The organism is Sphingorhabdus sp. (genome assembly GCF_046154385.1).
In the GTDB taxonomy this organism is placed as follows: Bacteria; Pseudomonadota; Alphaproteobacteria; order Sphingomonadales; family Sphingomonadaceae; genus Sphingorhabdus_B.
On sequence record NZ_JBJXFW010000041.1, the window covers coordinates 1 to 17,251 of the forward strand.

Sequence of the window (17,251 nt, forward strand, 5' to 3'; positions counted from 1 at the left end):
CCGCGCAGATATTCAACGTGCGCCGATCCTTCAAAACGTGTCCGGTCGCCGATCCACAGGAAATGCGCCGATGTATCGTACCACCGGCCCGTCAAACTGTCCTGCCGTGTCATGGCCTGTTCATAAGGCAAAAGAAGAGCCTCATGACTGGTATAGAAACTCGTTCCCTTTATCTGCGGAACTGTTTCCGGTGTGATGCCGCATGCTTCCATGAAGGAAAGCGCTTCTCCGATACGATCAGCGGTTTCCTTATATTTCTGCGCCCATGGCGAGCGTCCCATATAATCATGGGTCCAGGCATGCACTTGCTGCAAATTGGCATAGCCCCCGTTGGAGAACGCCCGCAGCAGGTTCAACGTCGATGCCGCTTGGCTGTAAGCGCGAACCATGCGCGCCGGGTCAGGGGCGCGGCCGGCCGCATTAAATTCGATATCGTTGATGATATCTCCGAAATAGCTGGGAAGCTCAACGCCATCGATGGTTTCGGTGGGGGTCGAACGCGGCTTGGCAAATTGCCCTGCCATCCGGCCGAGTTTGACCACGGGCACTTTACCGGCGAATGTCAGAACCACCGCCATTTGCAAAATGACGCGAAACGTATCGCGAATGTTATTGGGGTGAAACTCCGCAAAGCTCTCGGCGCAATCGCCGCCCTGCAACAAAAATGCCTTGCCCTCGACAACCTTGGCCAGATCGGAAGTCAGGTTGCGCGCTTCACCGGCAAACACCAGTGGCGGGTAATTACGCAATGTTTCCTCGGTCGCGGCCAACGCGGCTGCGTCCTGATATTCGGGCATGTGAATACCCTTGGCGTTTCTCCAACTATAAGGCGTCCAATCCGTCGCCATGGCCATCACTCCAGCATTATTCATTTCAAAGGGGCGCTCTTTAGGCTCATTTTCTATGCACTAGCAAGCAAAAGCGGCAATTTTCCGTCACTTTCGAAATTTGCAACTGTCCTGCAAACTTTTAGAAGAATAACTGCCAAATTCCCTGTTGGCAAATTGGCACAAAGGCGTCTATCAGACCCGCTGAATCGCCCTGACAAAGAAGATGAAAATGCTTCCATTGTCTGGGTATCATGGGGTTTCGACGGTATAGCGGACATCATGTTCGCGTCGGTAATAAGGGCAGCATATGGCTACGGTCAAAAAGACAACAGGCACAACTCGAGCTCCGCGCAAAAAGCCCGCTGAAGCTTCAGCCGAGTCAAAAGCGACTGCGTCCGCTAAAAAAGCAGAGGATGCAGGAACTTCGCACAGCGAAGGCGAAGGCGTGCGACGCCGCGATTTCATCCACATCGCAACCGTAAGCTTCGCTGGCGTCGGCGCTGCGGCCGCTGTCATCCCGCTTGTATCGCAAATGAGCGCAAGCGCAGATGTTCTGGCGCAGGCATCGATCGAAGTGGACGTAGCGTCCATTCAGCCAGGCCAATCAATCAAGACAAGCTGGCGCAAGCAACCTGTGTTCATTCGTAATCTTACGGCAGAAGAAATCGCCGAAGCCAATAAGGTGAGCGTTGCTTCGCTTCGTGAACCGCAAACTTTGGCAGAACGGACCCAACCTGGTAAGGAAAACTGGCTGATTACGCTTGGCGTGTGCACCCATTTGGGATGCGTTCCACTTGGCGCGGCTTCGGGTGAAGTCAAAGGTGAATATGGCGGTTATTTCTGCCCTTGCCACGGTTCGCATTATGATACCGCCGGACGCGTTCGCAAAGGCCCGGCTCCGCTGAACCTTCAGGTTCCCGAATATGTATTTCTTTCCGACACAGTCGTGAAAATAGGTTGAGGAGCTAAGTCAAGATGAGCTTCCCTTGGGCAAATGAGTATAAGCCGCAAAGCGCTGTGACCAAATGGGTGGACGAGCGTCTTCCCCTGCCGCGTCTGGTGTATAATGCGATCGGTGCGGGTTATCCTGTGCCACGTAACCTGAATTATTTCTGGAACTTCGGTGTTTTGGCCGGGGTCGCTTTGGTTATTCAGATCGTAACCGGTATCGTTCTGGCGATGCATTATTATGCAAGTGTTGACGGAGCATTCAACTCCGTTGAGCACATCATGCGCGATGTAAATGCGGGCTGGTTTGTGCGCTATGCCCATATGAATGGGGCCAGTTTCTTCTTCATTGTGGTCTATATCCATATTTTCCGGGGCCTTTTCTATGGCTCGTACAAAGCGCCGCGCGAGATGATATGGTTGCTCGGCGTGGTCATCTTCCTGCTGATGATGGCGACAGCGTTCATGGGTTATGTGCTTCCTTGGGGCCAAATGAGCTTCTGGGGGGCGCAGGTTATCACAGGGTTTTTCTCCGCGATTCCTTTGGTTGGCGAACCTTTGCGCCAACTTTTGCTCGGTGGCTTTGCTCCCGATCAGGCGGCATTGAACCGCTTCTTCTCGCTCCACTATCTGCTGCCTTTCGTAATCGCAGGCGTCATCATTCTGCACGTTTGGGCTTTGCATATCCCAGGTTCGTCGAACCCGACGGGTGTTAGTGTAAAGGGTGAACAGGATACCGTTCCCTTCCACCCTTATTACACTGCCAAGGACGGCTTTGGTCTCGGCGTATTCCTGATTGGATTTGTTGTCATCACGTTCTTCGCGCCGAATTTGCTTGGCCACCCTGACAATTATATTCCAGCCAATCCGCTGTCGACACCGGCGCATATCGTTCCTGAATGGTATTTCTTGCCATTTTACGCGATCCTTAAAGCGTTCACTGTCAATTTCGGCATACCGTTTACTGGTATCGTGCTTATCGAAGCAAAGCTGATGGGTGTGTTGGCGATGTTCGGATCGATTTTGCTGCTGTTTTTCCTGCCTTGGCTCGACACTTCGCCTGTTCGTTCAGGACATTATCGTCCATTGTTCCGCAAGTTTTTCTGGTACGGCTTAATTCCTAGCCTGCTCGTCCTGACATATTGCGGCGCACAGCCACCATATACCCAATGGGTTGTATTGAGCCAGATTGCTGCGGCTTATTATTTCGCCCATTTCTTAATCATCCTGCCAATCGTCTCTCGCATTGAACGGCCACTTCCGCTGCCTAATTCAATTACCGAAGCCGTAACTGGCAAACCGCTGCAAACAGCGACCGCATAAAACAGGGAAAGCCTCTATAATGGTTCGTTTAATTGCTTTTTTGGTAGGCGTGTTCTTCAGTGGGATGCTGCTGATCGGCCTTGCTGACACCATTATTGGTGCGATCAAGGAACCCGCAGTTCCGACAGCGGAGCACGAATTCCACAAGACGCCAAAAGCGGTTAGTTTCGCTCACGACGGTCCCTTGGGTAAATTCGACACCGCCCAGCTGCAACGCGGCTTGAAAGTGTATGCCGAAGTATGTTCGGCATGTCACAGCCTGAGCCTCGTTTCCTTCCGCGATTTTGCTGCGCTGGGCTATGACGAAGAACAGGTTAAGGCGATTGCGAAGGGGTGGAAAACCGAAGTTCCTTCCATAAATCCTGAAACCGGAGAGCCGGCTACTCGGCCTGCCATTGCGGCCGATAAGATCCCCTCGCCTTTTGCGAATGAAGTTGCAGCGCGTGCGGCAAATAACAACGCATTGCCGCCCGATCTTTCACTGATCACCAAAGCGCGCGCTGATGGCCCGGCATATGTGTATTCATTGCTCATCGGTTATGAAGCCGCGCAGCCTGCGGAGCTTTTGAAAGAGTTTCCCGATGCCAAAACGCCGGACGGATTGCATTATAACCCGTATTTCGCCAACCTGAATATCGCAATGGCAGCGCCATTGACCGCCGATGATCAGGTGACATACGATGATGGTACGAAGGCAACGAAGGCTCAGATGGCAAAGGATGTTGCCGCGTTCCTGACCTGGACCGCAGAACCTAAGCTGGAAAACCGGAAAAGCGCTGGTTGGGCTGCACTGGGTTTCCTGATCATTTTCACGGTTTTAGCCTGGATGTCCTACAAAAGCATATGGGCCGACAAGAAACATTGATCGCTCGATTGAACGACCGCAATTAAAAGAGGCCGCGATTTTGCGGCCTCTTTCTTTGCAATCGACCCGTTGACGACGACGCAAGTTGCTGGCAATAGCGGCGCGACCAAGTGTCAAACCGGATTGCGGGTATAGCATAGTGGTAATGCACTAGCCTTCCAAGCTAGCTAGAGGGGTTCGATTCCCCTTACCCGCTCCAATACCGGGCCCTAATGATCGCCCTTGCTACTTTGATACACTTTGCGACAATGCAGCGATTGCGCTGACAAACCCTTGCGACATATTCTAGTTATACACCATTCATCCGGCCCATCGGTCGGTCACGAAGACAAGGAATGACGAAATGGACAAAAGCAAGATTGTTGGAGCGATATTCGCAATTACACTGACTTCAGCGGCACTTTATGCCGCACCAGATGTGGCCCCGGCCGCAGACGGCAGTAAAATCGTCACCAAAGCCGATGCACTTGCTGCCGCCGATGCCCGCTTTACAAAAATGGATGCGAATGCTGACGGTAGGTTAAATGAATCGGACCGGACGGCAATGATGAAGAAGCATTTTGCCGAAATGGATTCGGACAAAAATGGTGCCGTCAGCGAAGCTGAATTCATAGCGTCGTTTCAGGCGCGGGATGCAAAGCGCGGTGATCGTCATGCAAAGCGAATGGAACGCGGCAGTTCTCATGACGCGCATGTAGCCATGGGAAAAGGTCGAGGCGGACCGCATATTGGCGGAATGAAAATGCTGGCTATGGCGGACACTGATGGCGATAAATCGGTCACACAATCCGAATTTCGTAAAGCTGCCGAAGTCCGCTTTGCAAAGGCCGATAGCAACAATGATGGCACAATTTCAGATTCTGAACGCAAATCAATGCGGAAGGATCGCTGGTCTCATCAAGCTGCCCCTGCGGTACAATAGCATGCCTGGCCGCGCCGGTTATTTCAGGATTTCATTACAATCGAACCGATGAATAAATCCCGCCCTCATCTTTTGCTTGTTGATGATGAAGTTTCGATCCGGGAACCGCTTGGTAAATATCTCGAGCGGCAGGGATTCCGAATAACCGACGCGTCAGATGCAGTAACGGCGCGTTCTGCATTGCTGTCTTATGATATTGATTTGGTGCTTTTGGATATCATGATGCCCGGCGAAGACGGCCTGAGTCTTTGTCGGAACATCTCGGCCAACGATGGCCCGCCGGTTATATTGTTAACCGCAAAGTCGGAAGAGACAGACAGAATTGTGGGGCTTGAAATTGGCGCAGATGACTATGTCGTCAAGCCATTCTCTCCGCGCGAACTGGTCGCCCGTATAAAAGTCGTGCTACGCAGGGTTTCGACCGGTGCGACGAAATCGGACTGCATGGGGGAAAGATATAGCTTTGCTGGCTGGACGTTGAACAGCGTCCAGCAAAGCTTGCATGACCCGCAAGGTGTACTTGTCCCGCTTTCATCGGGGGAGCACAAAATGTTAGAGGCCCTGGTTAGTCGCGCGGGACAAATACTTTCGAGGGATCATTTGCTGGATTTGACACGTGGTCGTGAAGGGGGCCCTTTTGACCGCGCAATTGACAACCAAGTCAGCCGGCTGCGGCGAAAAATCGAAACGGAGCCAAAAGATCCTCAGCATATCAAAACTATTTGGGGCGGCGGATACCGGTTCTCCACAGAAGTAAAGCGCCTGTGATTTCGAATCGCAACCTGCGTTTCTGGCCACGAAACCTTTATGGGCAAATATTGCTGGTGGCGGCGTCTGCCTTGCTGGTCGCCCAGATGATCAACGCGACCCTGTTAATCATGGGCATTCGCAATCGCGCCGCTTCGGAAGCCGCTGCAATGGTCGTCAGCAGGGTCGCAAATCAGATCGAACGGATGGAAGTAGAGGGCAATCCAACTGGTCAGGGCGACTTGTGGTCATTATTTGGTAGCCCGATGAAAGGTGGCCATCGAAAGCGTCCTCCACCAGTGGCAATTGCGCTGCACGACAAACCGGTCAGTATTGACCGTTCCGAAACACAGGATGAATTGACCGAACGGGCACAAGAATTTCTGAGCCAAGGGGATATTGTTTTGACAGATGTCAATATTTCCACTGTTTCGGTTCATTTATTGCCTGCACAATTACGCGAACCGCCGTTGCGCCGCTGGCAAACCGGTCGGTTTCGCTCACGCGATCACCAAAAGCCCAAAACGGCTATATTGTTGTCGGCACGCTTACCTGACGGCACATGGATAAATGCGGCTGGTCTTGTTCGACCTTTTGAAAATGCTTCGGTCATCGCCCTGCTGCTCCAAACGCTCACATTGTTTGTCGCGGTCATGATACCGCTGGCGCTGGTCGCTCGCCGCATCGCAAACCCCCTAAACCAGTTAACCGTCAGTGTTCAGAGGTTTGGATTGTCGGACGGAATGTCCCCACTTCCCGCGGCCGGCCCCGATGATGTCAGGCATTTGATTGAAGCCTTTAACGCCATGCAATCTCGGGTATCTACGTTGTTGGGCGAAAAAGATGTGATGCTAGGTGCCATCGGGCATGACCTGAAAACACCTTTGGCGGCCCTCCGGGTTCGCATTGAATCGATCGAAGATGAACCAGAGCGGGAGAATATGGCATCGATCATCGATGAAATGGTCACCATATTGGATGATATATTGACACTTGCGCGGCTCGGCAAGTCGGGCGAAGCGGCCCAGTATGTCGATGTCGGCGCTTTAGTGGAATCTATCGCGCAAGAATTTTCTCCCGTCGAATATCGAGTGCCAGACCAACGCATCATTGCCACTATTCGCCCGGTACTTGTGCGACGGGCACTTCGAAATTTGATCGGCAATGCAATCATTTATGGGAAAAAGGCTCGAATCGAGATTCTCGAGAAAGCGGGACTCATTGAAATCATCATCAGCGATCATGGAAGCGGCATTGAACCATCCTTGATCGAAGCGATGTTTGAACCGTTTACCCGGGCAGAACGATCCCGCAGCCGCTCTACGGGCGGATCTGGTCTAGGTTTGACGATCTCGCGTGCTATCGCGCGCGCGCATGGCGGGGATGTCAAACTCACAAATCTTGCAGAAGGTGGCTTGAAAGCTATATTTTCAGTCAAGATATAACTGTCGGCCTCCGGTCGCGTGGATGTGGGATCGCGTCCGGAGGCCGATGTTTTATGACGTTACGGGTCAAACCCTTCAACGCCTGCCGACCACGCAGAAAGCCATTTCAGATGGACCAGTATCGCAGCTTGCGCTGCTCAAGAAATGGCCGTCCAACCGGTCTAATAGGTAAAACGGCAGGCTCGCTTCGAAGTTTATCAATTTTCGAAAAATTTTTTACGCCGCCAAAATCAAGCCGCACACCTGAAATTCAGCCGGCAAATCCATCTCATCCTACAGGTTGCGATTTCCAAGAACCGCTGTTTTGATATTCCGGTTTCACATCGGTCGCCTGCGGCAAAGCATTTTGGATCGAGGACATATCTTGGATTTTGGATGGATGTTCTTGAACATGATCCAGAGGAGAGTAAATGGCCGCTGCATTTGCGCGCGCTGCTGATTGTGCGCCTTGTTCAGCCAACAGACGTGCCGCCGCAAATTCTTTTTCATATCTTTGCTGCAGTTTTAAGGGGTCAAGATCGTCGCTCGCCAACGTCTGAAGCGATCGTGGTTTGGGGCCAGGAAAGGGTTCAATTCCGGCATATGTTCTAAAGAATGCTGAAAGACGACCAGCATTGCCCTTCCAACTGTAGAACCGGTGCGCACCGATGGTTGAAACGAAATTCAAACTTGGTGCCCAATAGGGATATACATAAGTCGCATGATAATGCGTAGCCATGCCTACCGGCGCATATACGTAACCTGCCAAGGCTTGCGCTGCGACATTTTGCGCGCGCAACCAAGATATTCTGGCTGGCACGCGGGTCATCGAGCCATCACAGCTATAGCTAAACTGGCAGCCTGTGGCCCGCTCCGATCCTTGATAGATTACACCACACACACTGTTGGGAAATGTCGGATGCCGCATCCGGTTCAATATCACCTGGGCAACGGCACGCTGCCCTGCACTAGGTTCATTCGCGGCTTCATAATAAATTGCATCCGTCAGACATTTCAGTGCCCGATTATGTTCGATCGTCCCGGCACGGAGTATAAAAGGCCGAGCTGTATTTTCTGCAGGAAAAGCACGCTCACCGTTTTGGGAGATATCGGGCAAATCTGAAACTTCCGGAACAGCAACAGCCGCATTATCGAGATAAAAAAAGGCAGATCCTGGAAAATTCTCGCTCGGCAATTCAGCGTGCCATTTCAACTCAATGACTTTTGCATCGCCTTTTGACTCACCAAATGGTGCTATTTGGGCAACCGAAGGTGCCAATGCCAACAAAGCAAATGCCAAAAGAACCAGGACAATCTCCCGTGTACCAATCAAGCGTCGTTGCGAAACGTTGCGAATTCGTCTTTTTCGCGGAGTGCTCGCTTCATTGATGTGTTCATGTATCATGAGGTGCTTTGCAGAAACGGCGGAGAAAGGTTTAATAAAAAGCGCCATTACATGAAATCTGGACAGTCTGCGCCTGCGTATTTCGCGCTGTGCCAGCGTGGGACGCCGACCTTTGAACTTGTTAATTGTTGTAAAATACTCACTGTTATGAATTGCTTATTACAAGACCAGCGACAGCAGATGCGAGTACAAGCGCGCGACACATGCGACCTTTCCGCCCCAGCCGTAAAATGGTTCGCATCGCCCCGTCAAAGCTTTCGCCAGCTCGGACTTGCTGCACCATCATGTTGAATTCCGGTCCCTCCAGCATTTCATTTGAATATCTCAGCCGTTCAACCACTTTACGCCTTACAAATGCGGATGCACCCACCTCATCAAATAGCTGATCAAGTTCGTCATAATGCGGCAAATCAGACCTGGCATCAAACAAGCTGTCATGACCATCGCACCGCCTAACATAATCCAACCACGCAACTGCAGCGGCCTTTGCTTGTTCGCCCGCATGCTTCTGGCTAATCTGTTGCGAACTGCGGCGGTAAAGCAATAGCCGATCCGGCAAGTTACATATGTCGGTAATTAAGGCAGCGCGCAGCCACAAGTCATAGTCTTCTGCATGACGAAAAGGTGCGCGATATCCTCCCAACTCCCGGATAATTGCCGTCCGCATCATTACAGACGGATGGCAAACGGGGGGGCCATTTTTCATCCAGTCGCGTGCAGTCGATGGCGAAAGCGGATATTCCTCTGTTGCCCTTATAATCAGACCGTCTTCATTCAAATCATGGGTGTTGCTGCCTAATATCCCGATGTCAGGATTGGCGTGCATGAATTTGACCTGCTTCGAAAAACGGTCAGGCATAGCAATGTCATCGCAATCCATTCTGGCAAGCAAAGGTGCTTGCGCTTCTGCGACAAGCTCGTTCAGGCTAAAAACCAACCCCCGGTTTTCGCGCTCGATAAGTCGGATGCGGCTGTCAGCAGCAGCAAGATTTTGCAAGATCTCTGAACTTTGATCGGTAGATCCATCATTAACAATTAGAAATTCGAAATTTGTAAAGCGTTGCTGCAAAATGGATTGCATACAGGCGTAGAGATATGGCGCGCCGTTATAGACGCTCATGATGACAGAAACGGTGGGCCCTGTTGCCATCCGCACCGAATAAACGCTAATCGTCACAAATTCGTTTCCAGCAGGCAAAATTTTCTATGCGTATTGCACTTTTTCAACCGGATATAGCTGGAAATGTGGGGGCTATATTAAGGATATCTGCTTGTTTTGGTGTGCCGTGCGATATCATTGAGCCATGTGGATTTGCCTTTTCAGACCGTGCCCTAAAACGTGCAGGGATGGATTATGCAGCGAAGGCCGCATTGACCCGTCACGCAGACTGGTCTGCATTTAGAAGTTCGGTCGGCCCATCTCGGCTTGTGCTTATGACTACCAAGGCGTCAGTGCCCCTTACTGCTTTTGAATTCAGACCAAATGACGTTTTACTGATGGGATCGGAAAGCCAGGGTGTTCCGGCCCATATCCATGATCTTTCAGATGCTCGCGTCTACATTCCGATGCGATCGGAATTTCGATCCTTGAATATAGCGGTATCGACTGGCATCGCCTTGGCAGAAGCATTAAGGCAAACCAAGCAATTCCCGGGAGAAGATGCGTGACACTGACCCTAGACACCCGCCAACAGGCTGCGCGTGCCTGGTTTGAAAAACTGCGAGACCGGATTTGCGCTTCATTTGAAGAAATTGAACGAGAAGCTGGTTCCCAATCAGGGTTTGAATATACCCCATGGGACCGGACCGACCATGACGGTTCGCCCGGAGGTGGCGGTGTGCGCGGCGTTATGAAAGGCAAGGTTTTCGAAAAAGTCGGTGTCAATGTATCGACAGTTGGCGGCAGCTTTAATCCGGAATTTGCCAAAACCATCCATGGTGCCGCCGAAGATCCGAATTTCTTTGCAACCGGCATCAGTCTCGTCGCGCATATGTCCAACCCGCATGTTCCTGCCGTACATATGAATACGCGCTATCTGGTCACCACAAAAAGCTGGTTTGGCGGCGGAGCGGATCTAAATCCGCCGATTCCTTATGAAGAGGATACAGCAGATTTCCATGCACGACTGCGTGCTGCATGTGCGCCATATGGTCCTGAAGTCTATGAAAAATATCGGGCATGGGCTGAAGATTACTTCTGGATACCACATCGAGGCGTTCATCGCGGTGTTGGTGGCATATTCTACGATCATCTCGAAAATAGCAGTGACGCGCTATTTGAACAAAATTTCGCTTTAACCCGCGATGTTGGCGAAGCACTTTTGGATATATTTCCCAAGCTGGTGCGCCGCCGGATGAACATGGAATATACGCCCGAGCAAAAGCAGGCGCAGCGGCGGTGGCGCGGTCTGTATGCAGAGTTTAATCTGGTGTACGATCGGGGGACAACCTTTGGGTTGAAAACTGGCGGAAATGTAGATGCCATATTGATGAGTCTGCCTCCGGAAGTGGCCTGGGACTGAGACCTTATGGCTTTTACACCTATTGATTCCGGAGTGATTGGCACCATCGTGACATCACTGGAAATGCTAAGTCGTCCAATTATGCGCGCTCAACCCATGTCGGATTTGAGCCTTGCGCGATGGGAAAAGCCGTCCGCCGAAAAATACCGAATTCTGTATCGTCGGGTCGGCGAACCATGGCTCTGGTGTTCCCGCCTGACCTTGGATGAGACCGAACTGTGCAACATTATACATGACCCGAAAGTCCGTATTTGGGCGGTTATCGATAAACGAGGGGTTGAACTGGGTATAATGGAATTGGATTTCCGGGTTAAAGGGCAATGTGAAATTGCATTCTTCGGTTTGGTGCCAGAAATGGCAGATAAAGGTCATGGCAAGTGGCTAATGGCTATGGCGTTGCAACTGGGCTGGAGCGAACCTGGGGTTGAACGTATGTGGCTGCATACGTGCACGCTTGATGCGCCAAAGGCCCTTCAATTTTACATGAAAGCCGGTTTCACACCCTTTCAGCGACAGGTCGAAACCTTTGCTGATCCGCGACTGTTAAATCTGATTGACCGCCACGCAGCGCCCCAGATTCCGTTAATAGTATGAACATCAACTGGGAAGTTACAAACGGTCTTACCTCTTATGCAGAAGCAGTAAGCCGCATGGAATTACTGCAAGCGGACATCCGGGAAAAAAGTGCGCGGGAATTGGTGTGGTTGCTCGAACACCCTCCCTTATATACTGGCGGGACGAGCGCGGACCCTGCGGAGCTTCTCAGTCAGCAATTTCCGGTTTTCAATAGTGGGCGCGGCGGACGATATACGTATCACGGTCCAGGACAACGCGTTGGCTATGTCATGCTGGATCTTGCCACACGGGGCAAAGATGTGCGGTGCTTTGTTCATGCCTTGGAAGGCTGGGTAATTGACGCATTGGCGCAATTCGATGTTCCGGCAAGAAGGGCCGAAGGACGCATCGGCATTTGGTGCGACACACTCAGCGGAAAAGAGGCGAAAATCGGAGCAATTGGCGTGCGGATCCGACGCTGGGTTACGATGCACGGCTTTGCGGTCAACATTGCTCCTGATCTTAGCCATTTTGCCGGAATTGTTCCGTGTGGCATCGCGGATTATCCTGTCACCAGCCTCGCCGATCTGGGGATCAAAGCGTCGCTTTCAGATTTTGACGATGCCTTGTATTCGACCTTTCCGAAATTCCTTAACACCGTTGCAAATGCGCCGGACGCATTTTGCGATTCACAGTCGCCTGAGGAGATATAATGATGCGTACCAACAGCATAATCGCAGCAATTTTTCTGATAGGTTTATCGGCCTGTAATAACACCAAAGAAGACAAAAAAGTTACTGAAACACGCGTGGACGATCTGGCGAGTCTCCAAGGTACGATTAGCGACGATATGATCATAACAGACACCTCCACGGATGAAGGACCATTGGAAGCCGCTCCACCTGCCAAAACAAAAGAAAAAACGCAGACGGAAGAACAGCCAAAGGAAAACACATTAGTATCTGTGCCGGACGACAACGTTGAAAAGGCGGCAACCGAATGAAACTTGCCGATCCTTTATTACTGCCCTGCGGTGCGCAATTGCCAAACCGCATTGCCAAGGCTGCTATGACCGAAGGGCTTGCGGATACAGACGGGCAGCCAACTGCCGAGTTGGAAAAGCTGTATGGACTTTGGTCGGATGGTGGCGCCGGGTTGCATATTTCGGGCAACATTCAAATCGATCGCGATCACTTGGAACGGCCTGGCAATGTCATAATTGACCGAATGCCTTCGCCAGAAATGCGCGATGCACTTTTGCGTTGGACGGCAGCTGCGACACGGGGTGGCAATCATTTCTGGGCGCAGATCAGCCATGCGGGACGGCAGACTATGAAGCCTGTCAATCCGCGCCCAAAAGCGCCGTCCGCAGTGAAGCTTGGATTGCCAGGCGGTCAATTTGGAACGCCTGTCGCCCTGACTGAAGCTGAAATTCTCAATCTAATCAGTCGTTTTGGTCAAGCTGCTCAGATATGTAAAGAAGTCGGTTTTACAGGTGTTCAAATCCACGCGGCGCACGGATATTTGATTTCGCAATTCTTGAGCCCGCGCAGCAATCTTCGCGAAGATCGTTGGGGGGGAAGCCTTGAGAATCGGGCTCGCTTCCTGATGTTTAGCATCAACACCGTCCGCCAATTGGTTGGGCCTGCTTTTCCTATATCGGTTAAACTCAACAGCGCAGATTTCCAACGTGGCGGCTTTGCATTTGAAGAAAGTCTTCAGGTCGCTCGGTGGTTGCAGGATGCCGGAGTCGACTTAATCGAGATTTCGGGCGGCACATATGAACAACCCAAATTGCTAGGCATTGAAGGCTTAGAGGAAGCCGAATCTCCGGATATTCCCGAAACAACACTCGCGCGGGAAGCCTATTTCGTGGATTTCGCCAAAGCCATGAAGGACGAGCTCTCCATACCGATGATGGTCACCGGTGGCTTTCGTAGTGCATCTGCTATGGAGCAAGCTCTTAAGACCGGTGCAGCCGACATTATCGGATTGGGACGTCCGCTTTGTGTCCTTACGGATGCGCCGAAGAGACTGCTAAGTGGCATGGCGATATTACCGAAAACAGAAGCGCAGTTGGCATTGCTACCAGATTGGCTCTCCGGATTACGCAAAATCAAGCTGATCCGCGCCATTGACGGATTCGCGGTACAATATTGGTATTATAGCCAAATCTATGCACTGGGTCGCACGGGCCGAACCAATTTGGAAATGTCTGTTTTTTCCGCGTTGCGCGAGGTTGAAAAATACCAAAAGAACTGGTTGCGAGAACGACGGTCTTAGTCGCCCTCACCAGGTTCTGCCGAGAAATATTTGTCAAATTTTCCTTCTTCGCCTTTATGTTCATCGGCGTCAGCAGGTGGTTCCCGGCTGCTGGTAATGTTGGGCCATTCCGCGCTGTAAGTCGCGTTAAGTTCAAGCCATTGCTCCAGTCCGCTTTCAGTGTCGGGCAAAATGGCTTCTGCCGGGCATTCAGGCTCACACACGCCGCAATCGATGCACTCGTTCGGGTTGATGACGAGCATATTGTCGCCTTCGTAGAAACAATCCACCGGACATACTTCAACACAATCCATGTATTTGCAGCGGATACAAGCATCGGTAACAACATAAGTCATCGGTGGAATTCTCCCAAACGCAGCGGCGGGTTGTCCGCTTTATCTTTCCTGCCTATTGTCAGACGCAGGGTCAAGTCAACGCAGTTATGCGTCATTGTGCAAATTTTTAATCGATAAGCTGATAGCATGCCTTTGCCTCTATTGCCGGACCACGGCGCAACGGCATGGCAAGAAGCTTAAAAGTAAGAACTCCTTCACCTTGTGGTAATGTCACAATATCGCCGATGCAAACGGCCGCGCTGCCCTTTTCTATCCTGCGCCCATTGACCCGGATGTGCCCTTCGTAAGTCCAACTATGAGCCAGGCTGCGGCTTTTCGCGATCCTTAGGAAAAATAGCAGTTTGTCGATGCGGATCGCAGTCATCGGCATATCTATGACAGTTTCAGTCCCTTCAACGCCGCCAATTGCAACGCCAACGCGGAAGGTGGTGCGACTTCTTTAGGCTTTTCAGCTTTACGATCTCCTATCGCTCCTGTCCGGTCTTTCGACTGAGGTCTTGCACGATCAGGCTTTACGCGCTGCTTAGCTTTTTCAGGCGGCCGTGGTTTGGGGAGGCCAATCCAGCGCCAATGTGTAAGCAGCGCAGGTTGTGCACCCAAATCGGGGACTGGCGGAATATTTTCCTCACTTAATGAAGAGCTCTCTGCGTTTGAGCTTTTCAGTTCCGAATTAGCATCAATTTTATCGGCAGGCGCGTCAACTGATCGAAATCCGGCATCACGCATAAGCGCTCTTAAACCGGCATCGCTCAGGCCCAAAGATGTCGCAAAGGCCATATCCAAACCAAAAACATTGGCTTGCCCTCGCGCTTCATGGGCTTTTTTGATCACCCGTTCGGCAAGGTCGATCCGGACATATTCGTCACCAATCCTGCGAAACCCCGCATTACGGGCGTCACCGGGATGCGCGAATTTCCACTCTTTCAAATGAACCGCGCTTTCTGGGGGAAGTTTGGTCATTGGTCTACTGTCACGAGCAGCAAACAGAGCAGCACGCCATTTTGCGGCCGCAGGTTTCAACGCCGCATGATGATAGATATCAAGTGCCCCGAAAACGATGCCACCCTTTCGCGCGGCACCACGAGCTTCTTTTGGTAAGGCGGCAACAGCTTCGGCGAGATAGTGTCGACCTGCAATACCGCCGGCCTCCGCTAATTGTACAGCGAGAGCCCTTACATTGCCGTCGACATCGGCCTGTTGCGCCAGTTCTTGCAAGCCGACGATACCGCCCATCGCCTTCGCCAATTGCCCCTCTATCCAGTTCTCAACCCTTCCAGAAATCTCCCGCAAGGCATCGCTTTCAAGCCCGGACACCGCTTTGACCGGTTCAAACATTGGCTGCATCAGGCTGCGTCCCTTAACCAAAAAGCCAAGCAATTCGTCTTTCCAGTAGATGGCAGGCTTTCCATCTGCGTCCGCGCCGAGTGCTAAATCACTCTCTTCTGCCATTCCTACTTCCCTTGCTTTTTGCCGTAAGTATTCCGCCAGATGCCGTTCAGCCGCTGCCAATAATAGCTTACGGTCACTTGCTTTCGCTTTTGGGTCAACCCGAAACGAAAAGCCCTGTAAAGTTCCAATGTCCTCGCCATCCACAAAAACCTTGCCATCCGCGTCAATTTCGACAGGGAAAAGCCCCCCGTCACTGGCGTTTTTACGCAGCAACATCGACGTCCTTTTATCGACAAATCTTTGGCGCAATGCATCGTGCAAAGCATCGGAAAGTTTTTCCTCCAACCCACGCGCGCGTTCGGCCATTGCCGTTGGATTGGCCAGCCAATCCCCACGATGCGCGATGTAGGTCCACGTCCGAACCCCCGCAATGCGCGCCGACAGGGTGTCAACATCGCCCTGCACATTTTCCAGCCTGCCTAGTTCGTTCATATAGAGCGACTGCGGCAAAACACGTTCGCCCTGCCCCAAATGCTGCCAGAGAGAAGCGACGAAGCGGCTGTGATGCTCTTCCCCCATCTGGCGAAAATCCGGAAGGCTAGCGACTTCCCAAAGCCGTGCAACATCAACTGGATGGCGTATAAGTGCCACTACTTCGCGCATCTCCGCCAACCGCTTCAGGACTGCAAGGTCAACAGCTTTGGGCGCAGGCAAAAGACCGGGGCGGTTAGGCTTAGCCTCCAACCCTGCAATCAAAGATGCGACAGAATTAAGAGCAGGCTCCGCATCACGCCAATAGAGCCAGTCGAGACTTGGAAAATTATGGTTCTCAATCGCCAACACTTCTTCAGGCAAAAATTCGCTACCTTCACCAGCCAATGTCCCGAAACTACCGTCACGTTGATGTCGGCCTGCGCGCCCTGCAATCTGGGCCATTTCGGCAATCGACAAGCGCCGTCGTCGTGCACCGTCAAATTTGGACAAACCTGCAAAAGCGACATGCGCCACATCGAGGTTCAAACCCATGCCAATAGCGTCGGTCGCCACCAAATAGTCAACCTCACCTGACTGGAACATGGACACTTGGGCATTTCGGGTCCGCGGGCTTAGTGCTCCCATAACGACGGCGGCGCCCCCGCGCATCCGGCGCAGTGTTTCGGCGACAGCATAAACCTGTTCAATAGAAAAGGCCACAATAGCTGAGCGTTTGGGCAGCCGGGACAGTTTTTTCGCCCCCGCATAACTTAGCGTGGAGAAACGGGGGCGCGAAATTATCTCTGCTTCGGGCAACAAGCTCTGGATAAGGGGGCGAAGACTTTCCGATCCCAATATCATGGTTTCTTCGCGACCGCGTGCATGTAGAATCCGGTTGGTAAAAATATGTCCGCGTTCGGGGTCCGCGCCTAATTGCCCCTCGTCAATCGCCACAAAAGCAAAGTCTTTTTGAATCGGCATGGATTCCACCGTGCAGCAGTACCACCGCGCCTGCGGTGGTTCGATCCGCTCTTCTCCGGTGATCAGGGCGACTTGATGCGCACCTTTGGTTGCAACGATGCGATCATAGATCTCCCGCGCCAACAACCGCAGCGGAAAGCCCATCATACCACTGGAATAAGCGCACATTCTTTCGACGGCCAAATGGGTCTTGCCGGTATTTGTGGGGCCCAAAATAGCCGTTAGAGAAACGCGATCTTTGGACAAAT

General features: G+C 51.9%; 18 protein-coding genes and 1 tRNA gene. 13 read left to right on the forward strand and 6 right to left on the reverse strand.

Annotation, left to right across the window (positions count from 1 at the left end; translation table 11 throughout):
• Positions 1-848: 3-deoxy-7-phosphoheptulonate synthase (locus tag ACKVOS_RS07780; protein ID WP_409211449.1), on the reverse strand; the 848-nt coding region annotated here is incomplete at its 3' end.
• A gap of 289 nt (positions 849-1,137) precedes the next feature.
• Here ACKVOS_RS07780 and petA point away from each other — a divergent pair.
• The 7 genes from petA (at position 1,138) to ACKVOS_RS07815 (ending at position 7,080) form a co-directional block, all read left to right on the forward strand.
• On the forward strand, positions 1,138-1,791 hold the full coding sequence (petA, locus tag ACKVOS_RS07785; RefSeq protein WP_409211450.1) for a ubiquinol-cytochrome c reductase iron-sulfur subunit: 654 nt from the start codon (positions 1,138-1,140) through the stop codon (positions 1,789-1,791).
• Between the two features lie 14 nt (positions 1,792-1,805).
• Complete coding sequence (locus ACKVOS_RS07790) at positions 1,806-3,101, forward strand: cytochrome b (RefSeq protein ID WP_409211451.1); 1,296 nt, start codon at positions 1,806-1,808, stop codon at positions 3,099-3,101.
• 19 nt (positions 3,102-3,120) lie between these two features.
• Positions 3,121-3,966: a cytochrome c1 gene (locus tag ACKVOS_RS07795; protein WP_409211452.1), complete on the forward strand. Its 846-nt coding sequence runs from the start codon at positions 3,121-3,123 to the stop codon at positions 3,964-3,966.
• Between the two features lie 125 nt (positions 3,967-4,091).
• Positions 4,092-4,165, forward strand: a tRNA-Gly gene (locus ACKVOS_RS07800).
• 144 nt (positions 4,166-4,309) lie between these two features.
• Positions 4,310-4,888: an EF-hand domain-containing protein gene (locus ACKVOS_RS07805; protein WP_409211453.1), complete on the forward strand. Its 579-nt coding sequence runs from the start codon at positions 4,310-4,312 to the stop codon at positions 4,886-4,888.
• A gap of 48 nt (positions 4,889-4,936) precedes the next feature.
• Complete coding sequence (locus ACKVOS_RS07810; RefSeq protein WP_409211454.1) at positions 4,937-5,656, forward strand: response regulator; 720 nt, start codon at positions 4,937-4,939, stop codon at positions 5,654-5,656.
• Between the two features lie 56 nt (positions 5,657-5,712).
• Positions 5,713-7,080, forward strand: coding sequence for a sensor histidine kinase (locus ACKVOS_RS07815; RefSeq protein ID WP_409211455.1), 1,368 nt, complete (start codon positions 5,713-5,715; stop codon positions 7,078-7,080).
• A 268-nt stretch (positions 7,081-7,348) separates the two neighbouring features.
• On the opposite strand, the gene ACKVOS_RS07820 is transcribed toward ACKVOS_RS07815, so the two are convergent.
• Together ACKVOS_RS07820 and ACKVOS_RS07825 are read right to left on the reverse strand one after the other, a co-directional pair.
• On the reverse strand, positions 7,349-8,512 hold the full coding sequence (locus ACKVOS_RS07820; RefSeq protein WP_409211456.1) for a cell wall hydrolase: 1,164 nt from the start codon (positions 8,510-8,512) through the stop codon (positions 7,349-7,351).
• A 97-nt stretch (positions 8,513-8,609) separates the two neighbouring features.
• Positions 8,610-9,641: a glycosyltransferase gene (locus ACKVOS_RS07825; protein WP_409211457.1), complete on the reverse strand. Its 1,032-nt coding sequence runs from the start codon at positions 9,639-9,641 to the stop codon at positions 8,610-8,612.
• A 29-nt stretch (positions 9,642-9,670) separates the two neighbouring features.
• Here ACKVOS_RS07825 and ACKVOS_RS07830 point away from each other — a divergent pair, with 29 nt between their 5' ends.
• Genes ACKVOS_RS07830 through ACKVOS_RS07855 form a run of 6 tightly spaced genes read left to right on the forward strand, consistent with a single transcriptional unit; the run spans position 9,671 to position 13,824 of the window.
• A complete protein-coding gene (locus ACKVOS_RS07830; RefSeq protein WP_409211458.1) occupies positions 9,671-10,132 on the forward strand; it encodes a tRNA (cytidine(34)-2'-O)-methyltransferase in 462 nt (153 codons plus the stop codon).
• Positions 10,129-10,986 (forward strand): oxygen-dependent coproporphyrinogen oxidase, encoded by an 858-nt coding sequence (hemF, locus tag ACKVOS_RS07835; RefSeq protein WP_409211459.1) that lies wholly within the window; start codon positions 10,129-10,131, stop codon positions 10,984-10,986. The genes ACKVOS_RS07830 and hemF overlap by 4 nt, the downstream gene beginning before the upstream one ends.
• A 6-nt stretch (positions 10,987-10,992) precedes the next feature.
• Positions 10,993-11,580, forward strand: a complete 588-nt coding sequence (locus tag ACKVOS_RS07840; RefSeq protein ID WP_409211460.1) for a GNAT family N-acetyltransferase — start codon at positions 10,993-10,995, stop codon at positions 11,578-11,580.
• On the forward strand, positions 11,577-12,254 hold the full coding sequence (lipB, locus tag ACKVOS_RS07845; RefSeq protein WP_409211461.1) for a lipoyl(octanoyl) transferase LipB: 678 nt from the start codon (positions 11,577-11,579) through the stop codon (positions 12,252-12,254). Before ACKVOS_RS07840 ends, lipB begins: the two co-directional genes overlap by 4 nt.
• A complete protein-coding gene (locus ACKVOS_RS07850; protein ID WP_409211462.1) occupies positions 12,254-12,544 on the forward strand; it encodes a hypothetical protein in 291 nt (96 codons plus the stop codon). The genes lipB and ACKVOS_RS07850 overlap by 1 nt, the downstream gene beginning before the upstream one ends.
• Positions 12,541-13,824 carry an NADH:flavin oxidoreductase/NADH oxidase family protein gene (locus tag ACKVOS_RS07855; RefSeq protein WP_409211463.1) on the forward strand — a complete coding sequence of 428 codons (1,284 nt, stop codon included), beginning with the start codon at positions 12,541-12,543 and terminating at the stop codon, positions 13,822-13,824. Before ACKVOS_RS07850 ends, ACKVOS_RS07855 begins: the two co-directional genes overlap by 4 nt.
• Here ACKVOS_RS07855 and fdxA read toward each other — a convergent pair.
• The 3 genes from fdxA to ACKVOS_RS07870 form a co-directional block, all read right to left on the reverse strand.
• Positions 13,821-14,159, reverse strand: a complete 339-nt coding sequence (fdxA, locus tag ACKVOS_RS07860; RefSeq protein ID WP_183941401.1) for a ferredoxin FdxA — start codon at positions 14,157-14,159, stop codon at positions 13,821-13,823. The genes ACKVOS_RS07855 and fdxA overlap by 4 nt on opposite strands.
• Before the next feature lie 106 nt (positions 14,160-14,265).
• The gene (locus ACKVOS_RS07865) at positions 14,266-14,529 is read right to left on the reverse strand and encodes an RNA-binding S4 domain-containing protein (protein ID WP_409211464.1); all 264 of its coding nucleotides are present in this window, start codon (positions 14,527-14,529) and stop codon (positions 14,266-14,268) included.
• Between the two features lie 2 nt (positions 14,530-14,531).
• Positions 14,532-17,249, reverse strand: a complete 2,718-nt coding sequence (locus ACKVOS_RS07870; RefSeq protein WP_409211465.1) for a helicase-related protein — start codon at positions 17,247-17,249, stop codon at positions 14,532-14,534.
• Positions 17,250-17,251 lie beyond the last annotated feature (2 nt).